The sequence below is a fragment of the Paracoccus sp. FO-3 genome (genome assembly GCF_006386455.1).
GTDB lineage: Bacteria > Pseudomonadota > Alphaproteobacteria > Rhodobacterales > Rhodobacteraceae > Paracoccus > Paracoccus versutus.
The window spans coordinates 1-15435 of the sequence record NZ_VCBQ01000050.1 but is presented as its reverse complement, the minus strand read 5'-3'; the positions used below and the strand labels follow the sequence as shown (position 1 = coordinate 15435).

Genomic DNA, 15435 nt, shown 5'->3' with positions numbered 1-15435 from the left:
GCCAGGTCCAACCCCGGAACCGGACAGACTTGCAAAATTGGAACTTGGCAAATGCCAATGTGGCGGCAGCGTCCTGCCTTCACAGCAGGGCGCGTATTTAGGCCCACACCTTTTCAGATGTGGCGAATACGGTAGCGCCTCGTTGCGGTCGGTCCGCGGTTCTGAGCCTCTCCATCGGACAGCCCCGCGCCGTCCGATGGGGATTTGCTCGCCGATGTGCGTCCGCGCCATGTCCATCACCGCTCTTCCGGAAGCCGTTTCCGTATGAGCCGCCCACATGGCGATTGACTCCCGGCGCGCCTGATGGGAAGTTCAAGGTTCAGAAACCGCAGGCTGGCTGTTAACAAGCAGCTTGACTGCACCAAATAAGGGCAGGGCTGCGGCCCTGCCTTTTCTTATGCGTGCTCACGGACGGTCCACTGCTACCCCTTTGATTTCTACCCCAATCGCGAGCAAAATTCGCTGTTTGGCCAGACCCGATATATGGTCGCTACTGGACGGCCAGCCATCATCTCTACTCCGGGGCTCGTCAAGCCGCATGTGAAAACCGATCCCCATGACGGCATGGGTGTTCGGGGATTTTCCGATGATCTCCATCTCTGATGGTAGACCGTCGGTTGGCGATGCTGTCAGCAGGAACGGCTGCTTTCCTAGGCCTGCTGCAGATGCTACGCTGCACTGCCGTTGTTGTTTGACACGAATATCTGGACTGATCTGCGAAGAGGCCCGAAGATCTGCGAAGATCGGCGAAGGCCCAGCAAAATAAGGCTGTGAGGGGTCTTGGAGGCCGAAGTCGAGGGACGGGCGAATATGTCCTGGACTAAGGCTTCAAAAGGGCTTCAACGGGGTTGTGAAGGCCCGTGGCGGTGTGAGGCCGTCGAGGCCAAAGATATCAGCATTTGCAGGAGATTGCGAGGCGGAGCGGGCGTTGGGCCCGTGCTGCAGTAGGCTCCGAACATGCAAATCGGCCCGCAAGTTCGATCTGCCATTTGCATGTTTGCAAAAACCGTTGAAATACAAGGAAGTACGCCGCGGGCGAAGAGCCAGCGGCGTCGATGAACATGCAAATGAATTTTGCCGGGCGGCTTACTCTACGAGGTCAACGGTGACGTCGCATGTTTCGTTGTCAAAGCTGCCAACTGCCTTGCCGAGCATGAGCGCACCAAAGCCGTTCTTGGCGCGGTATGTCATCAGGATCTGGTTGCGGCCGTCTGGCTGCACGGGCCATGTCTGCGTCTTGTCATGCTCAAAGCTGTGAGGGTCATGCAGCCTTTCCTTGACCTGCGTCACCAGGCCGCGATGGCTGCCATCCCATCCACTGAGGCAGTGGAAGCCATAGCGTTTTTCATGCGCCTTCTCTTTGGCCTTTGCCGCAGCTTCGACTTTCGTGGCTTCTGCGGCGGCCTTGGCTTCAGCCTCTGCCTCGGCGGCCAGACGCTCGGCTTCGGCCTTTTCGGCCACGGCCTTTCGTGCTGCCGCTTCTGTAGCCGCCGCAGCCTCTTCAGGGGATAGTTCGACTTGCGCGGCTGTCACTGGCTCGGCGTCACCGGTCAGCCAGTTCCATCCCCAGACCACCAGGCCAACAACGATGAGCAGGCCGATCATCCCGTCGCGAAATTCTTGCAGCTTCGACTGCGGTGGTTGCGGCTTTTCGAATAGTTTCACGATCTGTTCCTCATCACCGCTTGTTGCGCCGCCCGGCGATGTAGCGATACGCTCTTTCCAGTTCATCGTTGGCAAGCTCTGTCAGGCTACCCGCATTGAAGTTCTTGCGGATATACCTGTCCAGCGCCTCCGCATCCTCGGGCGCCTTGGAGTTCACCTTGATGTAGGCGTAGCGCGTCTTACGCCATTGGTCGGCGTTCTTGATCGGTGCTGACCGCATCCCGTTCAACTGGCCGCGACGCTGGTAGAGATAAGAGCGCGCCTGCTCGAAGCCATCAAGCGGGATCTGCTCCAGCTTTTTCACCTCGTCGAACTGGTTGAAAAGTGCCGAATAGACACTGCTGAACCCTCTGGGGCTTCTCTTCAGTCGCGCCTCGGTCTCGGCCACCTCCTCCACGAGTTTCCGCAGGATTGCCCGCTGCTCTGCCGTAATATGCTCGATGCCGGGCCGCACTTTTGGACGGGCAGCGGGCGGCGAGGGCAGATGATAGTGAACGTCGCCGCCCGCGACCACGTTTCCGTTACCGTTGACGCTGACCGCATTTCCAGCCCTGGACTGTGGGCGCCTGCGCTTCGGCTTGGTTCCTTCCTTGAAAAGCTGGACGATCTTGTCCTTGGGGTCTTCCGACATCGTTACCTCAAGCGGTTTTTACCAAACGAATGATTTCAGCCGAGGCCGATTCGCCCTGGCTGGCAAGAATGTCATACGCGGCCAGCGCTAACTGGGCCTTGACGGCGGGCGGCGCGGTTCTGTTCGTGGCAGCCAGCCCTTCCTCGATCGCCTCGATGGCGGTGGCCAGCCGTTCGCGCAGACGCGGGGGAAGCTGATTGGCCGTGGGCGCCGGAAGTCCAGAGCGGCGCTCGCCTGTCAGGATGTAGAGTACGTCCGCACCCGCCGCCGCGATGGCGGCTAGATAGGAGGCGTCTGGCTGACGTTTCCCGCTCTCATAGTTGATCTGCGATTGCTTACCCACACCGCCAATTTCGGCCAGCTGCGGTTGGACCATATTCAGCCGCAACCGTTCCTCCCGCAGCCGGTCAGAAAAAGACGACATTCGTAAACCTTCCTCTTGACGGTATACGTTTGTAAACCTAATCTCACTTTTAACCATGCGGCACCCGCTCCGCGACAGGCAAGTGAGACAGACATGACACGGCAGGATATGATTTTCCAGCCCGGCGCCGTCCTCCATGAGGCGGTCATCGGCGGGCTGCGCGCGAACGGCACCAATTTCAGTGCATGGTGCCGAGAGAACGGCGTCATCGAAACGGTGGCGCGTCAGGCCACCTTCGGTCAGTCGCGAGGCGAGAACGGGCAGGACATCCTTGCCCGCCTGATCGAGGCGGCGGGGCCAGATTTCGTTCGTCAGGTCTACGAGCGGCGCCTGCTGGATCACGCCGATCAGATCCGCGCGGCACAGCGCAAGCGGGGCGCCGCGTGATGACCGCCGCGATCATCCCCTTCGATTTTGAGGAACAGGCCGTCCGCGTGGTGATGCGCGACGACGCGCCCTGGTTCGTCGCCGCAGATGTGTGCCGGGTGCTGGAGCATTCGAACCCGACTGTTGCGATCAGCCGCCTTGAGGCTGACGAGATCCAGACGGTCAATCTGAATACCCTAAACAGTAGTGAGGGTATTCGCGGCAACCCGAACGCCACCATCATCAACGAAAGCGGCCTCTACGCGCTGATCCTGACCAGCCGGAAGCCGGCAGCTAAGCGGTTCCGCAAATGGGTGACGGCCGAGGTGCTGCCGGCGTTGCGCAGCCAGGGCCGCTATGAACTGCCCGGTGGCGAGCCGCAGATGCACGAGATCAGCGCCGACCGCCTGATCGAATTGTTGCAGGCCGAGAACCAGCTGCTGCGGTCCGGCGTCAGCCGTCAGTCTGCTTTCCGCCCAACGCGTCGATCAGATCGCGCAACATGGTGCACGGTGGCTATGATATGTAAGGCGGTGAGCAGCAGCGTCCGGCGTTTGACGGAAAGGCGAATCCAGTCGCTCCCCTCGTGTGCGACCATCACTATTAGTGGCGGACTCGCTCCCGAGCACCTTTAGCCACACGAAATCAGTGCGTTGACGAGAAATCAGTGGCTGGGAGAGGCAATTCTCATGATCAAAAAGGCAAAACTACCTGCCCCTTATCAAGAATTCCATGGTCGGAGCGAGAGGATTCGAACCTCCGACCCCCTGCTCCCGAAGCAGGTGCGCTACCAGGCTGCGCTACGCTCCGACCGTGAAGGGGCAGGTAGCCCCTGGGGCGGCGGAATGCAAGGGGGAATCTTGCGGGACAGCCGCAGAAAACAGCGTCAGCCCCGCGCACAGCAAGCGCGGAGATCTCGCCTGCCGGTGCCGGGCGAGTGCCGCGTCAGCCCCGTGCGCGTAGCAGGCGCATCAGCGCGGTTTCCGAATGCAGGAAGCCTTCCGCGTCAGCCCCGCGCGCGCAGCAGGCGCTGCAACAGGCTCCAGCGCGGGGCCGTCACCGCCTCGGCGCCCAGGCGCGCCCGCGTCGCCGGGCGCAGGCGCGAGGCGCCCAGCCGCTCGCGCATCAGGATGTAGAGCCCCGAGGCCATGATCAGACCCGCCCCCAGCACCGTCGGCCCGTCCGGGCTTTCGCCGAACAGGAACCAGCCGTAACCCACCGCCCAGAGCATCTGCGAATATTGCATCGGCGCCACATTGGCCGCCTCGCCGGCCTGATAGGCCAGGATCAGCAGGAAGCCCGCCGCCAGCCCCAAGGCCGCGATCACCCCGGTCAGCGCGAGGTCGCCCAGCTCCATCGGGCGATAGGCGAAGCCCAGCGAGGCGCCGGTCAGCAGGAAATTCCCGATCATCGGCCAAAGCAGCAGGATCACCGTCCGCTCGGACCGGCCCAGGCGTCGCACGGCGATGGCGGAAAGCGCCGTGGCCGTCGCCCCCATCAGCGCCGCCAGGTGCCCCAGCCCCAAGGGCGTCACGCCGGGGCGCAGCACGACCAGCACGCCGCAAAGCCCGGCGCAGACCGCCAGCCAGCGATGCAGCCCGACCTTTTCGCCCAAGAGAGGCACCGACAGCACGGTGACGATCAGCGGCGCGGCGAAGAGGATGGAATAGACCTGCGCCAGCGGCAGCACCGAAAAGGCATAGAACCCGCCGATCCCCGAGATGACGATGCAAAGCGAGCGCAGCCCGACCCAGAACGGGTTGCGCGGCAGCAGCGTGCCATGCGTCGGGTCGCGCAGCAGCAGCACCGCCAGCGGCGGAAAGGACAGCAGCGCCGAGAAGAACAGGATCTGCAGCGCCGGATAGGTGGCGCCCAGAACCTTGATGATCACGTCATGGGTCGAATAGAGCCCCATGGCCAGCAGGGCGAGCAGCGCGCCCTTGATGTTGCCCGCCGTCATGCCCCTCCCCGACGGTTCGCAGGTTGGGCCGCGCCCGGCGATGCGGGCGCGACCTGCCGGTCACAGCGCCGAAAGCGCCGCGACGATGTGGTCGCCCATCTCGGCGGTCGAGACCGGCTTGCCGCCCTCGGCCCCCATCAGGTCGCCGGTGCGCACGCCGTCGGCCAGCACCTTCTCGACCGCCTTTTCCAGCAGGTCGGCCTCGGCGCCCAGGCCGAAGGAATAGCGCAGGCACATGGCGAAGCTGAGGATGCAGGCGATCGGGTTGGCCTTGCCCTGCCCGGCGATGTCGGGGGCCGAGCCATGCACCGGCTCGTAAAGCGCCTTGGGCCGGCCGTTCTCCATCGGCGCGCCCAGGCTGGCCGAGGGCAGCATGCCCAGGCTGCCGGTCAGCATCGCCGCCGCATCCGACAGGATGTCGCCGAACAGGTTGTCGGTCACGATCACGTCGAACTGGCGCGGATTGCGCACCAGCTGCATGGCGCCGTTGTCGGCATACATGTGCGACAGCTCCACGTCGGGATATTCGTTGTCGTGGACCCATTGCACCTCTTCGCGCCAGAGGATGCCGGATTCCATGACGTTGGCCTTTTCCATCGAGCAGACGCGGTTGCCGCGCTTGCGGGCCAGTTCGAAGGCCGAGCGGGCGACGCGGCGAATCTCGCCCGAGGTATAGCGCTGGGTGTTGACGCCGACGCGGCCGCCCTCGTTGCCGGGGGTGTCGTCGGCGGAAATGCCGCGCGGCTCGCCGAAATAGACGCCCGAGGTCAGTTCGCGCACGATCAGGATGTCGAGGCCGGCCACCACCTCGCGCTTGAGCGAGCTGAAATCGGCCAGCGCGTCGAAGCATTGCGCGGGACGCAGGTTGGCGAACAGGTCCATCTCCTTGCGCAGGCGCAGCAGGCCGCGCTCGGGCTTGACCGAGAAATCCAGGTCGTCGTATTTCGGCCCGCCGACGGCGCCCAGCAGCACCGCATCGACCGCCTGCGCCTTGGCCATGGTCTCGTCCGCCAGGGGCTTGCCATGTTTGTCATAGGCCGCGCCGCCGACCAGATCCTCGCTGACGTCGAAGGACAGGCCGCGGTTCTGCTGGAACCAGCCGATGACCTTGCGCACCTCGGCCATGACCTCGGGGCCGATGCCGTCGCCGGGCAGGATCAGAAGGGAATAGGTCGTCATCGCAGGCATCCTCTATGCTTCTGGCTGTTGGCAATCGCGTATCCTTGCGCCTGTGCTGCGTCAAGTTCACGGCGAATTGGGTTGCACGGGACCGGCGGATCGGGCGGGATGGGCGCGCGAAACCGAACGTCCAGAACAAGCAAGGGGGCAATCCATGAAAGCACTCGCGGCTCTGGCCGGCGCATTGGTCCTGGGGACCGGCGCGGCGCTGGCGGACGGGGGCATCACCGTGAAGCTTCCCGATGTCTCGGGCCTGTCCGACCCACAGGCGAAATCGCTGATCGCGGAACTGGCGAATGTGAACGTCATCACCTCGAACTGCCCCGATTACGCGATCACCGACGGGGAATGGACGCTGATCACCGGCACGGGCGATCTTCTGGCGGCGAAGCTGGGGCTGGACGCCGCGGCCTATGACCGCACCTATTACGGGCCAGCCTTCAAGCTGCTGGACGATCCGGGCGCCTGCGACCGCATCGGGCCGACGGCAAGGCCGCTGATCCAGCGGCTGGTCGGCATGGGCGGCGGCACCACGCCGCTGACGCAATCGCAGTAACGCTGGCGTCGCGCGACCGGGGGCAAGGCATCGTGCCGCTCGCGCAATCGCAGCTGTGCGTCGCATCTTGCCCGCGCCCGCGCCGCGCCCTAGCCTGCGGCCATGACCGCCGAACCGACCTACAGGGGATTCGCGCTGGACGCCGAGACGGCGCTGGCGCTTTTGCAATGGCAAGCCGAGCTGGGCGCGGACGAGCCATGCCTCGACGCGCCGCTCGACCGCTATGCCGCGCCCGACCGTGCCGAACCGCCCCCTGCCCCGGCCGTCCAGGCCGCGCCGGTCGTGGCGCAGCCGCGCGACGAGGCCGAGGATGTGGTCGCCCGCGCCGAGGCCATGGCCGCCGCCGCGACCAGCCTGGCCGAACTGGCCGAGGCGCAGGAAGCCTTCGACGGCATCGAGCTGAAGAAGGGCGCGCGCAACTTCTGCTTCTGCGACGGCAATCCGGCGGCGCGGGTGATGATCATCGGCGAGGCGCCGGGCGAGGAAGAGGACCGTCAGGGCCGCCCCTTCGTCGGCCGCGCCGGCCAGCTTCTGGACCAGATGTTCGGCGCCATCGGCCTGTCGCGCAAGGCGGTGGATGCGGAACACGCGCTCTATATCACCAACGTGCTGACCTGGCGGCCGCCCGGCAACCGCCGCCCCGAGCCGGCCGAGATCGCGATGATGCTGCCCTTCCTGGCCCGGCATGTCGAGCTGGCGCAGCCGCAACTGCTGGTGCTGATGGGCAACACGCCCTGCATCGCGGCGCTGAACCAGCAGGGCATCCTGAAGCTGCGCGGCAATTGGACGACGGCCTTCGGCCTGCCGGCGCTGCCGATGGCGCATCCGGCCTATCTGCTGCGCACGCCGCTGGCCAAGCGCGAGGCCTGGGCCGACCTGCTGTCGGTGGCGGCCCGGCTGGAGGGCTAGGCGGGGCGGCTAGTCCGCCGCCTCGCGGCAACCGCGGAACTCGACCGCGTCGTCGGGGCCGATCAGCGTCACCCGCAGCGCCTGCGGATCCAGCGGAAAGGGCTTGCCCGAGGCCGCGACGAAATCCGCCTGCGCCGCCAGCCGGCCGCCGGCTGCATGCGTTTCCGGGGCCGAGACCCAGATCTCGTCATCGGCCAGTTCCATCGCCACCTCGTCGCCGCGGGCGCTGTCCGCCGCGGGCAGGGTGGCCGTCACCTGCATGCCGTCCTGGATCGGGGCGATGCGGCATTCGGGCTGGCGGTCCGAGGTCTCGGGCTGGCGGGCGATGGCCGCCTCGATCAGCGGATCCGGCGCCGGGCCGGGGGGGCCGGCCTGCAATTCCACCCGCACCGGCACGCAGATGTCCTGGCAGATGCCGAAATCCACCACCGCCCTGGGCTCGACCGGCGCGGCGGGGCTGGCCGGGGTGATCTCGATCGGCAGGACCAGTTCACCGTGATAGCCCAGCGTGCGCTCCCCGCCCGATTCGATCACCTCGGGGCGCGGCCAGAGCAGCCGCACCTGGGCCAGGTTGCGCGAGGCGCCCCAGTCGAAGCGCGGCGGCACGCCGGCATCGCCGGGGCTGCGCCAATAGGTCTTCCAGCCCGGCTCGAGCCGCAGGTGCAGCGCGGTCATGCGGTGGCCTTCGGCCGTGGTCCAGCCGGGCAGCAGTTCGGCGGATGCCAGTCCGGGCGGCAGATCCTGCGCCAGTGCCGGCGCGGCGGTCATGAATAGCAGGGCAAGGGTCTTCATGCTGCCGTTCTAGTCGTCCCGCCCCCTCGGGGTGAAGTCACATTAGCGGCAATCCCTTGCGAAAACAGCCGACAGGGCCGATCTTGAGGAAAAGGACGGAGCAGATCATGGACCAGTCGAGCAACCTGACCGGCAAGATGCTGATCGCCATGCCCGGCATGCGCGACCCGCGCTTCGAGCAATCCGTGATCCTGGTCTGCGCCCATTCCGAGGACGGCGCCATGGGGCTGGTGGTCAACCGCCCGCTGCCCGAGATCGGCTTTTCCGACCTGCTGGCGCAGCTTGGCATCCAGGCCGGCACGAATGCGCTGGACATCCCCGTCCGCTTCGGCGGCCCGGTCGAGCCGGGGCGCGGCTTCGTGCTGCATCGCGCCCCCCGCGACATCGACCTGGGCGAGAACCGGATGCGCATCACCGACGACCTCGCCATGTCCACCACCCGCGACATCCTGGAAGATTTCGCGCGCGGCCAGGGCCCGCAGCCCGCCGTGCTGGCGCTTGGCTATGCCGGCTGGGGGCCGGGGCAGCTGGATTCGGAAATCCGCGACAACGGCTGGCTGACCTCGGAGCGCGGCGACGAGATCATCTTCGGCACCGACAATCCCGGCAAATGGCGCGCGGCGCTGAAATCGCTGGGCATCGACCCCCTGATGCTGTCGCCCAGCGCGGGCCACGCCTGAGCCCTAGCGCGGCGCGGCAGCACGGCGCAGCCGGTCGTTGATCGCGGCGCCCAGGCCCGCGTCCGGCACCGGCGCGACGGCGATGGGCCGCCCCTCGGCATCGGCGCGGTGCAGCAGGTCGAACAGCCGCGCCGCGGCCTCGGCCAGATCGCCCGTCTGGCTCAGCGTCATCTCGCCCGCGACGGGGCCGAAGCCGATCAGCAACTCGCCCGGCCGCGCATCCCCGGCGTTCAGCCGCAGGCTGGCGCGCGGCGCGTAATGGCTGGTCAGCTGCCCCGGCGAGGTCGGCGCCTCGGCATTGCCTTCGGGTCGGGCCAACGGCTGGCCCAGCACGGATTCGATGGCCTCGGCCGCGACGCCGCCGGGGCGCAGCAGGGCGGGCCGGCCCCGGACCCAGCCGACGATGGTCGATTCCACCCCCACCGGACAGGCGCCCGCATCCAGGACCGCCGCGATGTGCCCGCCCAGCCCGCTTTCGGGGTCGGCGACATGCGCCGCCGTGGTCGGGCTGATCCGCCCCGAGGGATTGGCCGAGGGCGCCGCCAGCGGCCCGCCAAAGGCGCGCAGCACCGCCTGCGCCGCCGGATGGGCCGGCACGCGGATCGCCACCGTATCCAGCCCCGCCGTCACCAGCGAGGCGATGCCGGCCTCGGGCCGCAGCGGCAGCACCATGGTCAACGCCCCCGGCCAGAAGGCCCGCGCCAGCGCCAGCGCGGCATCGTCGAAGACGGCGATGCGCTCGGCCGCCGCCAGGTCCGGCAGATGCACGATCAGCGGGTTGAAGCTGGGCCGCCCCTTGGCCTCGTAGATGCGGGCCACGGCGCGCGGATTGCGGGCGTCGCCGGCCAGCCCGTAGACCGTCTCGGTCGGGATGGCGACCAGTTCGCCCTGCGCCAGCAGGTCGGCGGCGGCGCGCACGCCCTGCGGGTCATGGCCAAGGATCAGCGTCTGCATTCGTTACGTCGGGTTGTGGTTGATGGACGCGGGCCGGCAAATATGATCGAAGCCCAAGGCATCAGTTACGCGCCGCAGCCGGATTTGCCAAGGCGCCAGAGGGAGAGAGTGCGGATGGCCTATCAAGCCCCGGTCGAACAGATCGCGTTCATTCTGAACCGGGTCGTGTCGTTTCCAGACCTGTCCGTCACCCAGCGCTTTGCCGAGGCGACGGCCGAGACCATGGCCGCCATCCTGACCGAGGCCGGAAAGCTGGCGACCGAGGTGATCGCCCCGGTGAACCGCGCCGGCGACCTGACCCCCGCACGGCTGGAGAACGGCAAGCTGCGCTCGTCCCCCGGCTATGCCGAGGCGTTCCGCGCCCTGGCCGAGGGCGGCTGGATCGGCATCGCCGCCGATCCCGAATACGGCGGCATGGGCCTGCCGCAGGCGCTGAACATGGCGGTGAACGAAATGCTCGCCTCGGCCTGCCTGGCCTTGCAGCTGAACCCGCTCTTGACCCAGGGCCAGATCGAGGCGCTGGAGCATCACGGCAGCGACGAACTCAAGGCGCTTTACCTACCGAAGCTGATCTCGGGCGAATGGTCGGGCACGATGAACCTGACCGAGCCGCAGGCGGGATCGGACGTGGGCGCGCTGACCACCCGCGCCGAACGCGCGGGCGACGGCAGCTATCGCGTCACCGGGCAGAAGATCTTCATCACCTGGGGCGACAGCGACGTGACCGAGAACGTCTGCCACCTGGTGCTGGCGCGCCTGCCCGACGGCGGGCCGGGCACCCGCGGCATCAGCCTGTTCATGGTGCCCAAGTTCATCCCGGACGAGAGTGGCAAGCCGGGCGTCGCCAACGACCTGCGCGTCGTCAGCCTGGAACACAAGCTGGGCATCCACGGCAGCCCGACCTGCGTCATGAGCTTCGAGGGCGCCAAGGGCTGGCTCGTGGGCGAGGAGCACAAGGGCATGGCCGCCATGTTCACCATGATGAACGCGGCCCGGCTGGGCGTCGGCGTGCAGGGCGTGGCCCAGGCCGAGGCGGCCTTGCAGCAGGCCGTGGCCTATGCCGCCGAACGGGTGCAGGCGGGGCCGATCCTGCGCCATCCCGACGTGCGCCGGATGCTGGCGGAATCGCGGGCCGAGGTCTTTGCCGCCCGCGCCATCTGCATGGCCTGCGCGGTGGCGCTGGACATGTCGCGGGCCACCGGCCTGGACGAATGGGCGGCGCGCGCCGCCTTCCTGACGCCGATCGCCAAGGCGCATGGCACCGACGTCGGCATCCGCGTCGCCGATACCGCGGTGCAGGTGCATGGCGGCATGGGCTATGTCGAGGAAACCGGCGCCGCCCAATACCTGCGCGACGTGCGCATCACCGCGATCTACGAGGGCACCAACGGCATCCAGGCCATGGACCTGGTCGGCCGCAAGCTGGCCGATGGCGGCGCCGCGGCGATGGCGCTGCTGGACGAGATCCTGGACGGCGCCAAGGCCGCGCAGTCGGCCGAGCCGGACCTGGCCAACCAGCTGTGGCAGGCCGCCGAAACCCTGCGCGAGACGACGCAGGAACTGCTGGACCGGAACATGCCGGACCGCTTTGCCGGCGCCGTGCCCTACCTCTCCGCCTTTGCGCGGGTGCTGGGCGCGCATTACCATCTGCGCGCCGCGACCGGCGGCGGCAGCAAGGCGCTGGCGCGGCTCTACATCGCCCGCATCCTGCCGCAATTCGCCGCCGACCTGGCGGCGGCGCGCGCCGGGCTGGCCGATCTTGAGGCGCTTGACGACGCCGTGCTGCTGGGTCAAATGGCCGGGTGATACGCAGCGAGACACATAACCCCCCGGCCGAGGGCGAGGCGCATGAGATCGCCCCCGGCGTGTTCTGGTTCCAGCTGCCCCTGCCCTTCAAGCCCGATACGGTCAATGTCTATGCCTTCCGCGACGCGGATGGCTGGACGCTGGTGGACAGCGGCCTGGACACCCGCCGCACCCGCGGCATCTGGCAGGGCATCCTGCAGGGCCCGCTGGCCGGCGCGCCGGTCAGGCGGCTGATCGCCACCCATCACCACATCGACCACATGGGCCTGGCCGGCTGGTTCCAGACCCAGGGGGCCGAGCTTTGGACCTCGCGTTCGGCCTGGCTGACGGCGCGGATGGGCATCCTGGACGTGCAGGAACGCCCGACGCCGCAGGCCATCGCCTTCTGGCGCCAGGCCGGGATGCCGCCCGAGCTGCTGGAGGAACGCAGCCACGAGCGCCCCTTCAACAGCGCCGATGTCTGCGCGCCCCTGCCCCCCGGCTACAGGCGGCTGGCCGAGGGCCAGCAGGTGGCCTTCGGCGAGCGGCGCTGGACCCTGCGCATGGGCCATGGCCACGCGCCGGAACATGCCACCCTGTGGTCGCTCGACGATGACCTGGTGATCGGCGGCGACCAGCTGCTGGCGACGATCTCGCCCAACCTGGGCGTCTATCCGACCGAGCCCGAGGCCGATTCCGTCGGCGACTGGCTGGAAAGCTGCGAGCGGCTGGCCGGGTTCGCGCAGCCCGAGCAACTGGTCCTGCCCGGCCACAAGCTGCCCTATCGCGGCCTGCCGACCCGGCTGCGGCAACTGGCCGAGAACCAGCGCGCCGCGCTGGACCGGCTGCTGGACGGGCTGCGGCAACAGCCGCAAAGCACCGTCGGCTGCTTTCCGCTGCTCTATCGCCGCCAGATCGCCAAGCCGGAATTCGGCCTCGCCCTGGCCGAGGCCGTGGGCCACATCAACCACCTGCGCGCGACCGGCCGGGTGTGGCCCGTGGGCCAGACCGAATCGGGCGCGGTGCTTTGGGGGGCGTGACACGGCCGGCGCCTTGGGTTATCCCTGCCCCCGACGCATCGCATCGTTTTACGGACAGGATCATGGCCTCGCATCACGAAATCACCGAACACAAGCACGGCGAAATGGACATCCGTCACCACCAGGCAACCTTCGCAGGCTTCATCAAGGCCGCGACCTGGGTCAGCGTGCTGGCCATTGCCGTGCTGGTATTCATGGCTCTGGCCAACGCCTGATCCTGACCGGGGAAAGACCAAAGATGCAAAGGCGTGCCTTCCTTGCGCTGGCGCTGCCGGCCGCGCTTGCGGCCTGCGGCTCCGACAACAAATGGGCCAGCGACGAGTCGATCCGGCGCGCCCGCTATGTCGCGGAGGGGCCGCCCTCGATCACCCTGTTCACCGTGATCGGCATCCCCCGCGGCGAAGGCGGGCATTCCGCGGTGATGATCAACGGCAGCCAGCGGGTGATCTATGATCCCGCCGGCAGCTGGGAACATCCGGCGATCCCCGAACGGCACGACGTGCTTTACGGCATCACGCCGAACTTCAGGAACTTCTACATCGACTATCACGCGCGCTCGACCTACTGGGTGGCCGAGGACACGGTGCAGGTGCCGCTGGCCATCGCCGAGGCCGCGATCCGCTCGGTCGAGCGGCAGGGGGCCTCGAACAAGAGCTTCTGCGCCGTCAACACCGGCAAGGCGCTGAGCCGCGTGCCCGGATTCGAAGGCGCGCCCACCGGCTTTTCGCCGCTCAAGCTGCGCGAATGGTTCCTGACGCTGCCGGGCGTGACCTCGCGCCGGCACATGGACGGCGACCCGGCCAACAACCACGACGTGCTGCTGCGCCAGAAAGGCGGCGCGATCGCCGGCTATGGCCGCGACGGCCAGCTTCACGTCATGAGGTAAAGCGCCGTGTAAAGCGTGGCCATCCCGCCCAGGATGGCCGCCAGCACGTTGCGCGTCGCCACGCCCACCGCCACGGCCACCGTTGCCGCGATCATCCGCGCCGGATCGGGCTCGCCATGCGTGGCCGCCGGCCAGACCACCAGCGGCGCCACGATGGCCGGCAGCACCCCCACCGCCGTATAGCGCAAGAGCCGCTGCGCCCAGAGCGGCATCGGCCGGCTGCCGAAGGCGCCAAGAAAGGACCAGCGCAGCCCATAGGTTCCCAGCGCCACGGTCAGGATGATCAGCCAGATCGTCACATCGCTATAGCCGGTCACAGGCGGGCTCCGTTTCTGCGTTCCATCAATACCTCGACCCCGGCGCCGGCCAGCATGGCCAGCGGCGCGGCCACGAACAGCCCCAGCCCCGAGGGCAGGAAGGCAAAGGCCAGCGAGGCCACAACCGCCACCAGCGCCGCCGCGACATGGGCCGGGCTGCGCAGCATCGGCGCGATCAGCGCCAGGAAGGTGACGGGCATGGCGAAATCCAGCGCCCAGCCCTCGGGGATGGCGTTGCCCAGCCAGACGCCCAGCAGCGTGGCCAGCAGCCAGAACGGGCAGGTGGCCAGCGCCGCGCCCAGGAAATAGCCGATGCGCTGCCCCATGCTCAGCCGCGGGTGCTTTTCATAATGCTGGATCGCCAGCGCATAGGTCTGGTCGATCAGCACATAGGAGATCCAGGCCCGGTCGCGCGGCCTGGCCCCGCCCAGCCAGGGCACCAGCGAGGCCGAATACATCGCCATGCGCAGGTTGACCGCGATGGCCGAGACGATGACCACCAGCGCCGGCGCCTGGTCGGTCAGCAGCTGGACGGCGGTGAATTGCGACGCGCCGGCCAGCACCAGCACGGTGAAGCCCAGGATCTGCGGCAGGTCCAGCCCCGCATCCGTGGCCACCACGCCAAACAGCATGCCAAAGGGCAGAAGCACCAGGATAAAGGGCAGCGCCTGCAGGAAGCCGTGGCGCAGGCATTGCGCCGGGCTGCGCAGCAGCGCGCGGCTCTGGTCGGGGGAGTGGCTGGGCTGGGCCGCAAGGCCGGCTTGCGCGGACATGGTGAAAAAGGCTCGCGATGCGGATAAGGCTGGCGGCACAATGGCCAAAACCGCCGCCCGACACAAGAACCACCATACAAGAACATGCAGGGACAGCCATGACCGGATCGCAGACCCCGCCCCGCATCCTGCGCGGCATCCCGCCCGAGTTGCGGGGCGCGGCGGCGGCGCTTTACTGGCGGCATTTCGGGGCGCAGATCCTGCCCTGGCCGGCAGGGCCGCGGCAGGGCGCGGCGCTGGTCCGCGCCGCCATGCGGCCGCAGGGCGCGCTGGTGGCGCTGTCGCCCTCGGGGCGGCTGCTGGGAATCGCCGGGCTGCGCGATGCGGGGGGCGGCTTTCTCGATCCGGGGCACGGCGGCTTCGTCGCGGTCTGGGGGCCGGTGCGCGGACGGCTGCGCCACCTGGCGACCGGGCTTTACCGGCCCGGCGCCGAGACGGCGGACCTGGTCCTGGACGGGATCGCGGTGCTGCCGCAATGGCGCGGGCGCGGCATCGCGCGGGCGCTGGTCGAGGCGGCC

19 protein-coding genes and 1 tRNA gene are annotated in these 15435 nt (G+C 67.9%); 10 read left to right on the top strand and 10 right to left on the bottom strand.

Going from position 1 to position 15435, the window contains the following annotated elements:
* Positions 1–1086: 1086 nt before the first annotated feature.
* Genes FE811_RS14860 through FE811_RS14850 form a run of 3 tightly spaced genes read right to left on the bottom strand, consistent with a single transcriptional unit; the run spans position 1087 to position 2720 of the window.
* Entirely contained in the window at positions 1087–1665 is a 579-nt protein-coding gene (locus FE811_RS14860) for a hypothetical protein (protein WP_140847974.1), read from the bottom strand.
* 13 nt (positions 1666–1678) lie between these two features.
* Positions 1679–2296 carry a hypothetical protein gene (locus FE811_RS14855; RefSeq protein ID WP_140847971.1) on the bottom strand — a complete coding sequence of 206 codons (618 nt, stop codon included), beginning with the start codon at positions 2294–2296 and terminating at the stop codon, positions 1679–1681.
* 7 nt (positions 2297–2303) lie between these two features.
* On the bottom strand, positions 2304–2720 hold the full coding sequence (locus tag FE811_RS14850; protein WP_116221937.1) for a helix-turn-helix domain-containing protein: 417 nt from the start codon (positions 2718–2720) through the stop codon (positions 2304–2306).
* A 93-nt stretch (positions 2721–2813) separates the two neighbouring features.
* Here FE811_RS14850 and FE811_RS14845 point away from each other — a divergent pair, with 93 nt between their 5' ends.
* Positions 2814–3107, top strand: a complete 294-nt coding sequence (locus FE811_RS14845) for a hypothetical protein (protein ID WP_116221936.1) — start codon at positions 2814–2816, stop codon at positions 3105–3107.
* On the top strand, positions 3107–3721 hold the full coding sequence (locus tag FE811_RS14840; RefSeq protein ID WP_116221935.1) for a Bro-N domain-containing protein: 615 nt from the start codon (positions 3107–3109) through the stop codon (positions 3719–3721). Before FE811_RS14845 ends, FE811_RS14840 begins: the two co-directional genes overlap by 1 nt.
* Before the next feature lie 98 nt (positions 3722–3819).
* Here the strand turns inward: FE811_RS14840 and FE811_RS14835 are convergent.
* From FE811_RS14835 to leuB, 3 genes are all read right to left on the bottom strand, one after another.
* Positions 3820–3896: transfer RNA gene (locus tag FE811_RS14835), tRNA-Pro, on the bottom strand.
* Positions 3897–4092: 196 nt separating this feature from the next.
* Complete coding sequence (locus FE811_RS14830) at positions 4093–5046, bottom strand: DMT family transporter (RefSeq protein WP_072461696.1); 954 nt, start codon at positions 5044–5046, stop codon at positions 4093–4095.
* Between the two features lie 60 nt (positions 5047–5106).
* The gene (gene leuB, locus FE811_RS14825) at positions 5107–6225 is read right to left on the bottom strand and encodes a 3-isopropylmalate dehydrogenase (protein ID WP_036759322.1); all 1119 of its coding nucleotides are present in this window, start codon (positions 6223–6225) and stop codon (positions 5107–5109) included.
* A gap of 154 nt (positions 6226–6379) precedes the next feature.
* Here leuB and FE811_RS14820 point away from each other — a divergent pair, with 154 nt between their 5' ends.
* On the top strand, positions 6380–6781 hold the full coding sequence (locus FE811_RS14820; protein ID WP_036759324.1) for a hypothetical protein: 402 nt from the start codon (positions 6380–6382) through the stop codon (positions 6779–6781).
* 102 nt (positions 6782–6883) lie between these two features.
* A complete protein-coding gene (locus FE811_RS14815) occupies positions 6884–7690 on the top strand; it encodes a uracil-DNA glycosylase family protein (protein ID WP_116221934.1) in 807 nt (268 codons plus the stop codon).
* Between the two features lie 9 nt (positions 7691–7699).
* Here FE811_RS14815 and FE811_RS14810 read toward each other — a convergent pair whose 3' ends face one another.
* Positions 7700–8482 carry a protein-disulfide reductase DsbD domain-containing protein gene (locus FE811_RS14810; RefSeq protein ID WP_072461694.1) on the bottom strand — a complete coding sequence of 261 codons (783 nt, stop codon included), beginning with the start codon at positions 8480–8482 and terminating at the stop codon, positions 7700–7702.
* A 107-nt stretch (positions 8483–8589) separates the two neighbouring features.
* Between FE811_RS14810 and FE811_RS14805 the strand changes: the two genes are divergently transcribed.
* Positions 8590–9162: a YqgE/AlgH family protein gene (locus tag FE811_RS14805; protein WP_036759328.1), complete on the top strand. Its 573-nt coding sequence runs from the start codon at positions 8590–8592 to the stop codon at positions 9160–9162.
* Positions 9163–9165: 3 nt separating this feature from the next.
* Here the strand turns inward: FE811_RS14805 and FE811_RS14800 are convergent, their stop codons facing one another.
* A complete protein-coding gene (locus tag FE811_RS14800; RefSeq protein WP_140847968.1) occupies positions 9166–10116 on the bottom strand; it encodes an L-threonylcarbamoyladenylate synthase in 951 nt (316 codons plus the stop codon).
* Between the two features lie 114 nt (positions 10117–10230).
* Here FE811_RS14800 and FE811_RS14795 point away from each other — a divergent pair, with 114 nt between their 5' ends.
* The 4 genes from FE811_RS14795 (at position 10231) to FE811_RS14780 (ending at position 13827) form a co-directional block, all read left to right on the top strand.
* Complete coding sequence (locus FE811_RS14795; protein WP_116221933.1) at positions 10231–11922, top strand: acyl-CoA dehydrogenase; 1692 nt, start codon at positions 10231–10233, stop codon at positions 11920–11922.
* Positions 11919–12941 (top strand): MBL fold metallo-hydrolase, encoded by a 1023-nt coding sequence (locus tag FE811_RS14790; RefSeq protein ID WP_036759335.1) that lies wholly within the window; start codon positions 11919–11921, stop codon positions 12939–12941. The genes FE811_RS14795 and FE811_RS14790 overlap by 4 nt, the downstream gene beginning before the upstream one ends.
* A 62-nt stretch (positions 12942–13003) precedes the next feature.
* The gene (locus tag FE811_RS14785) at positions 13004–13156 is read left to right on the top strand and encodes an aa3-type cytochrome c oxidase subunit IV (protein ID WP_024845773.1); all 153 of its coding nucleotides are present in this window, start codon (positions 13004–13006) and stop codon (positions 13154–13156) included.
* 23 nt (positions 13157–13179) lie between these two features.
* Complete coding sequence (locus FE811_RS14780; protein WP_052096194.1) at positions 13180–13827, top strand: hypothetical protein; 648 nt, start codon at positions 13180–13182, stop codon at positions 13825–13827.
* Here the strand turns inward: FE811_RS14780 and FE811_RS14775 are convergent.
* Complete coding sequence (locus FE811_RS14775; protein ID WP_036759337.1) at positions 13812–14144, bottom strand: AzlD domain-containing protein; 333 nt, start codon at positions 14142–14144, stop codon at positions 13812–13814. The two genes, FE811_RS14780 and FE811_RS14775, sit on opposite strands and share 16 nt — an antisense overlap.
* Entirely contained in the window at positions 14141–14917 is a 777-nt protein-coding gene (locus FE811_RS14770; RefSeq protein WP_083539059.1) for an AzlC family ABC transporter permease, read from the bottom strand. Before FE811_RS14770 ends, FE811_RS14775 begins: the two co-directional genes overlap by 4 nt.
* A gap of 98 nt (positions 14918–15015) precedes the next feature.
* Between FE811_RS14770 and FE811_RS14765 the strand changes: the two genes are divergently transcribed.
* A partial coding sequence (locus FE811_RS14765; RefSeq protein ID WP_140847965.1) for a GNAT family N-acetyltransferase occupies positions 15016–15435 on the top strand: 420 nt, incomplete at its 3' end.

Coding starts and splice junctions, on each gene's coding strand:
- FE811_RS14855 (WP_140847971.1), bottom strand. CDS start 2,296: ATGTCGGAAGACCCCAAGGACAAGATCGTCCAGCTTTTCAAGGAAGGA.
- FE811_RS14850 (WP_116221937.1), bottom strand. CDS start 2,720: ATGTCGTCTTTTTCTGACCGGCTGCGGGAGGAACGGTTGCGGCTGAAT.
- FE811_RS14845 (WP_116221936.1), top strand. CDS start 2,814: ATGACACGGCAGGATATGATTTTCCAGCCCGGCGCCGTCCTCCATGAG.
- FE811_RS14840 (WP_116221935.1), top strand. CDS start 3,107: ATGACCGCCGCGATCATCCCCTTCGATTTTGAGGAACAGGCCGTCCGC.
- FE811_RS14830 (WP_072461696.1), bottom strand. CDS start 5,046: ATGACGGCGGGCAACATCAAGGGCGCGCTGCTCGCCCTGCTGGCCATG.
- leuB (WP_036759322.1), bottom strand. CDS start 6,225: ATGACGACCTATTCCCTTCTGATCCTGCCCGGCGACGGCATCGGCCCC.
- FE811_RS14820 (WP_036759324.1), top strand. CDS start 6,380: ATGAAAGCACTCGCGGCTCTGGCCGGCGCATTGGTCCTGGGGACCGGC.
- FE811_RS14815 (WP_116221934.1), top strand. CDS start 6,884: ATGACCGCCGAACCGACCTACAGGGGATTCGCGCTGGACGCCGAGACG.
- FE811_RS14810 (WP_072461694.1), bottom strand. CDS start 8,482: ATGAAGACCCTTGCCCTGCTATTCATGACCGCCGCGCCGGCACTGGCG.
- FE811_RS14805 (WP_036759328.1), top strand. CDS start 8,590: ATGGACCAGTCGAGCAACCTGACCGGCAAGATGCTGATCGCCATGCCC.
- FE811_RS14800 (WP_140847968.1), bottom strand. CDS start 10,116: ATGCAGACGCTGATCCTTGGCCATGACCCGCAGGGCGTGCGCGCCGCC.
- FE811_RS14795 (WP_116221933.1), top strand. CDS start 10,231: ATGGCCTATCAAGCCCCGGTCGAACAGATCGCGTTCATTCTGAACCGG.
- FE811_RS14785 (WP_024845773.1), top strand. CDS start 13,004: ATGGCCTCGCATCACGAAATCACCGAACACAAGCACGGCGAAATGGAC.
- FE811_RS14780 (WP_052096194.1), top strand. CDS start 13,180: ATGCAAAGGCGTGCCTTCCTTGCGCTGGCGCTGCCGGCCGCGCTTGCG.
- FE811_RS14770 (WP_083539059.1), bottom strand. CDS start 14,917: ATGTCCGCGCAAGCCGGCCTTGCGGCCCAGCCCAGCCACTCCCCCGAC.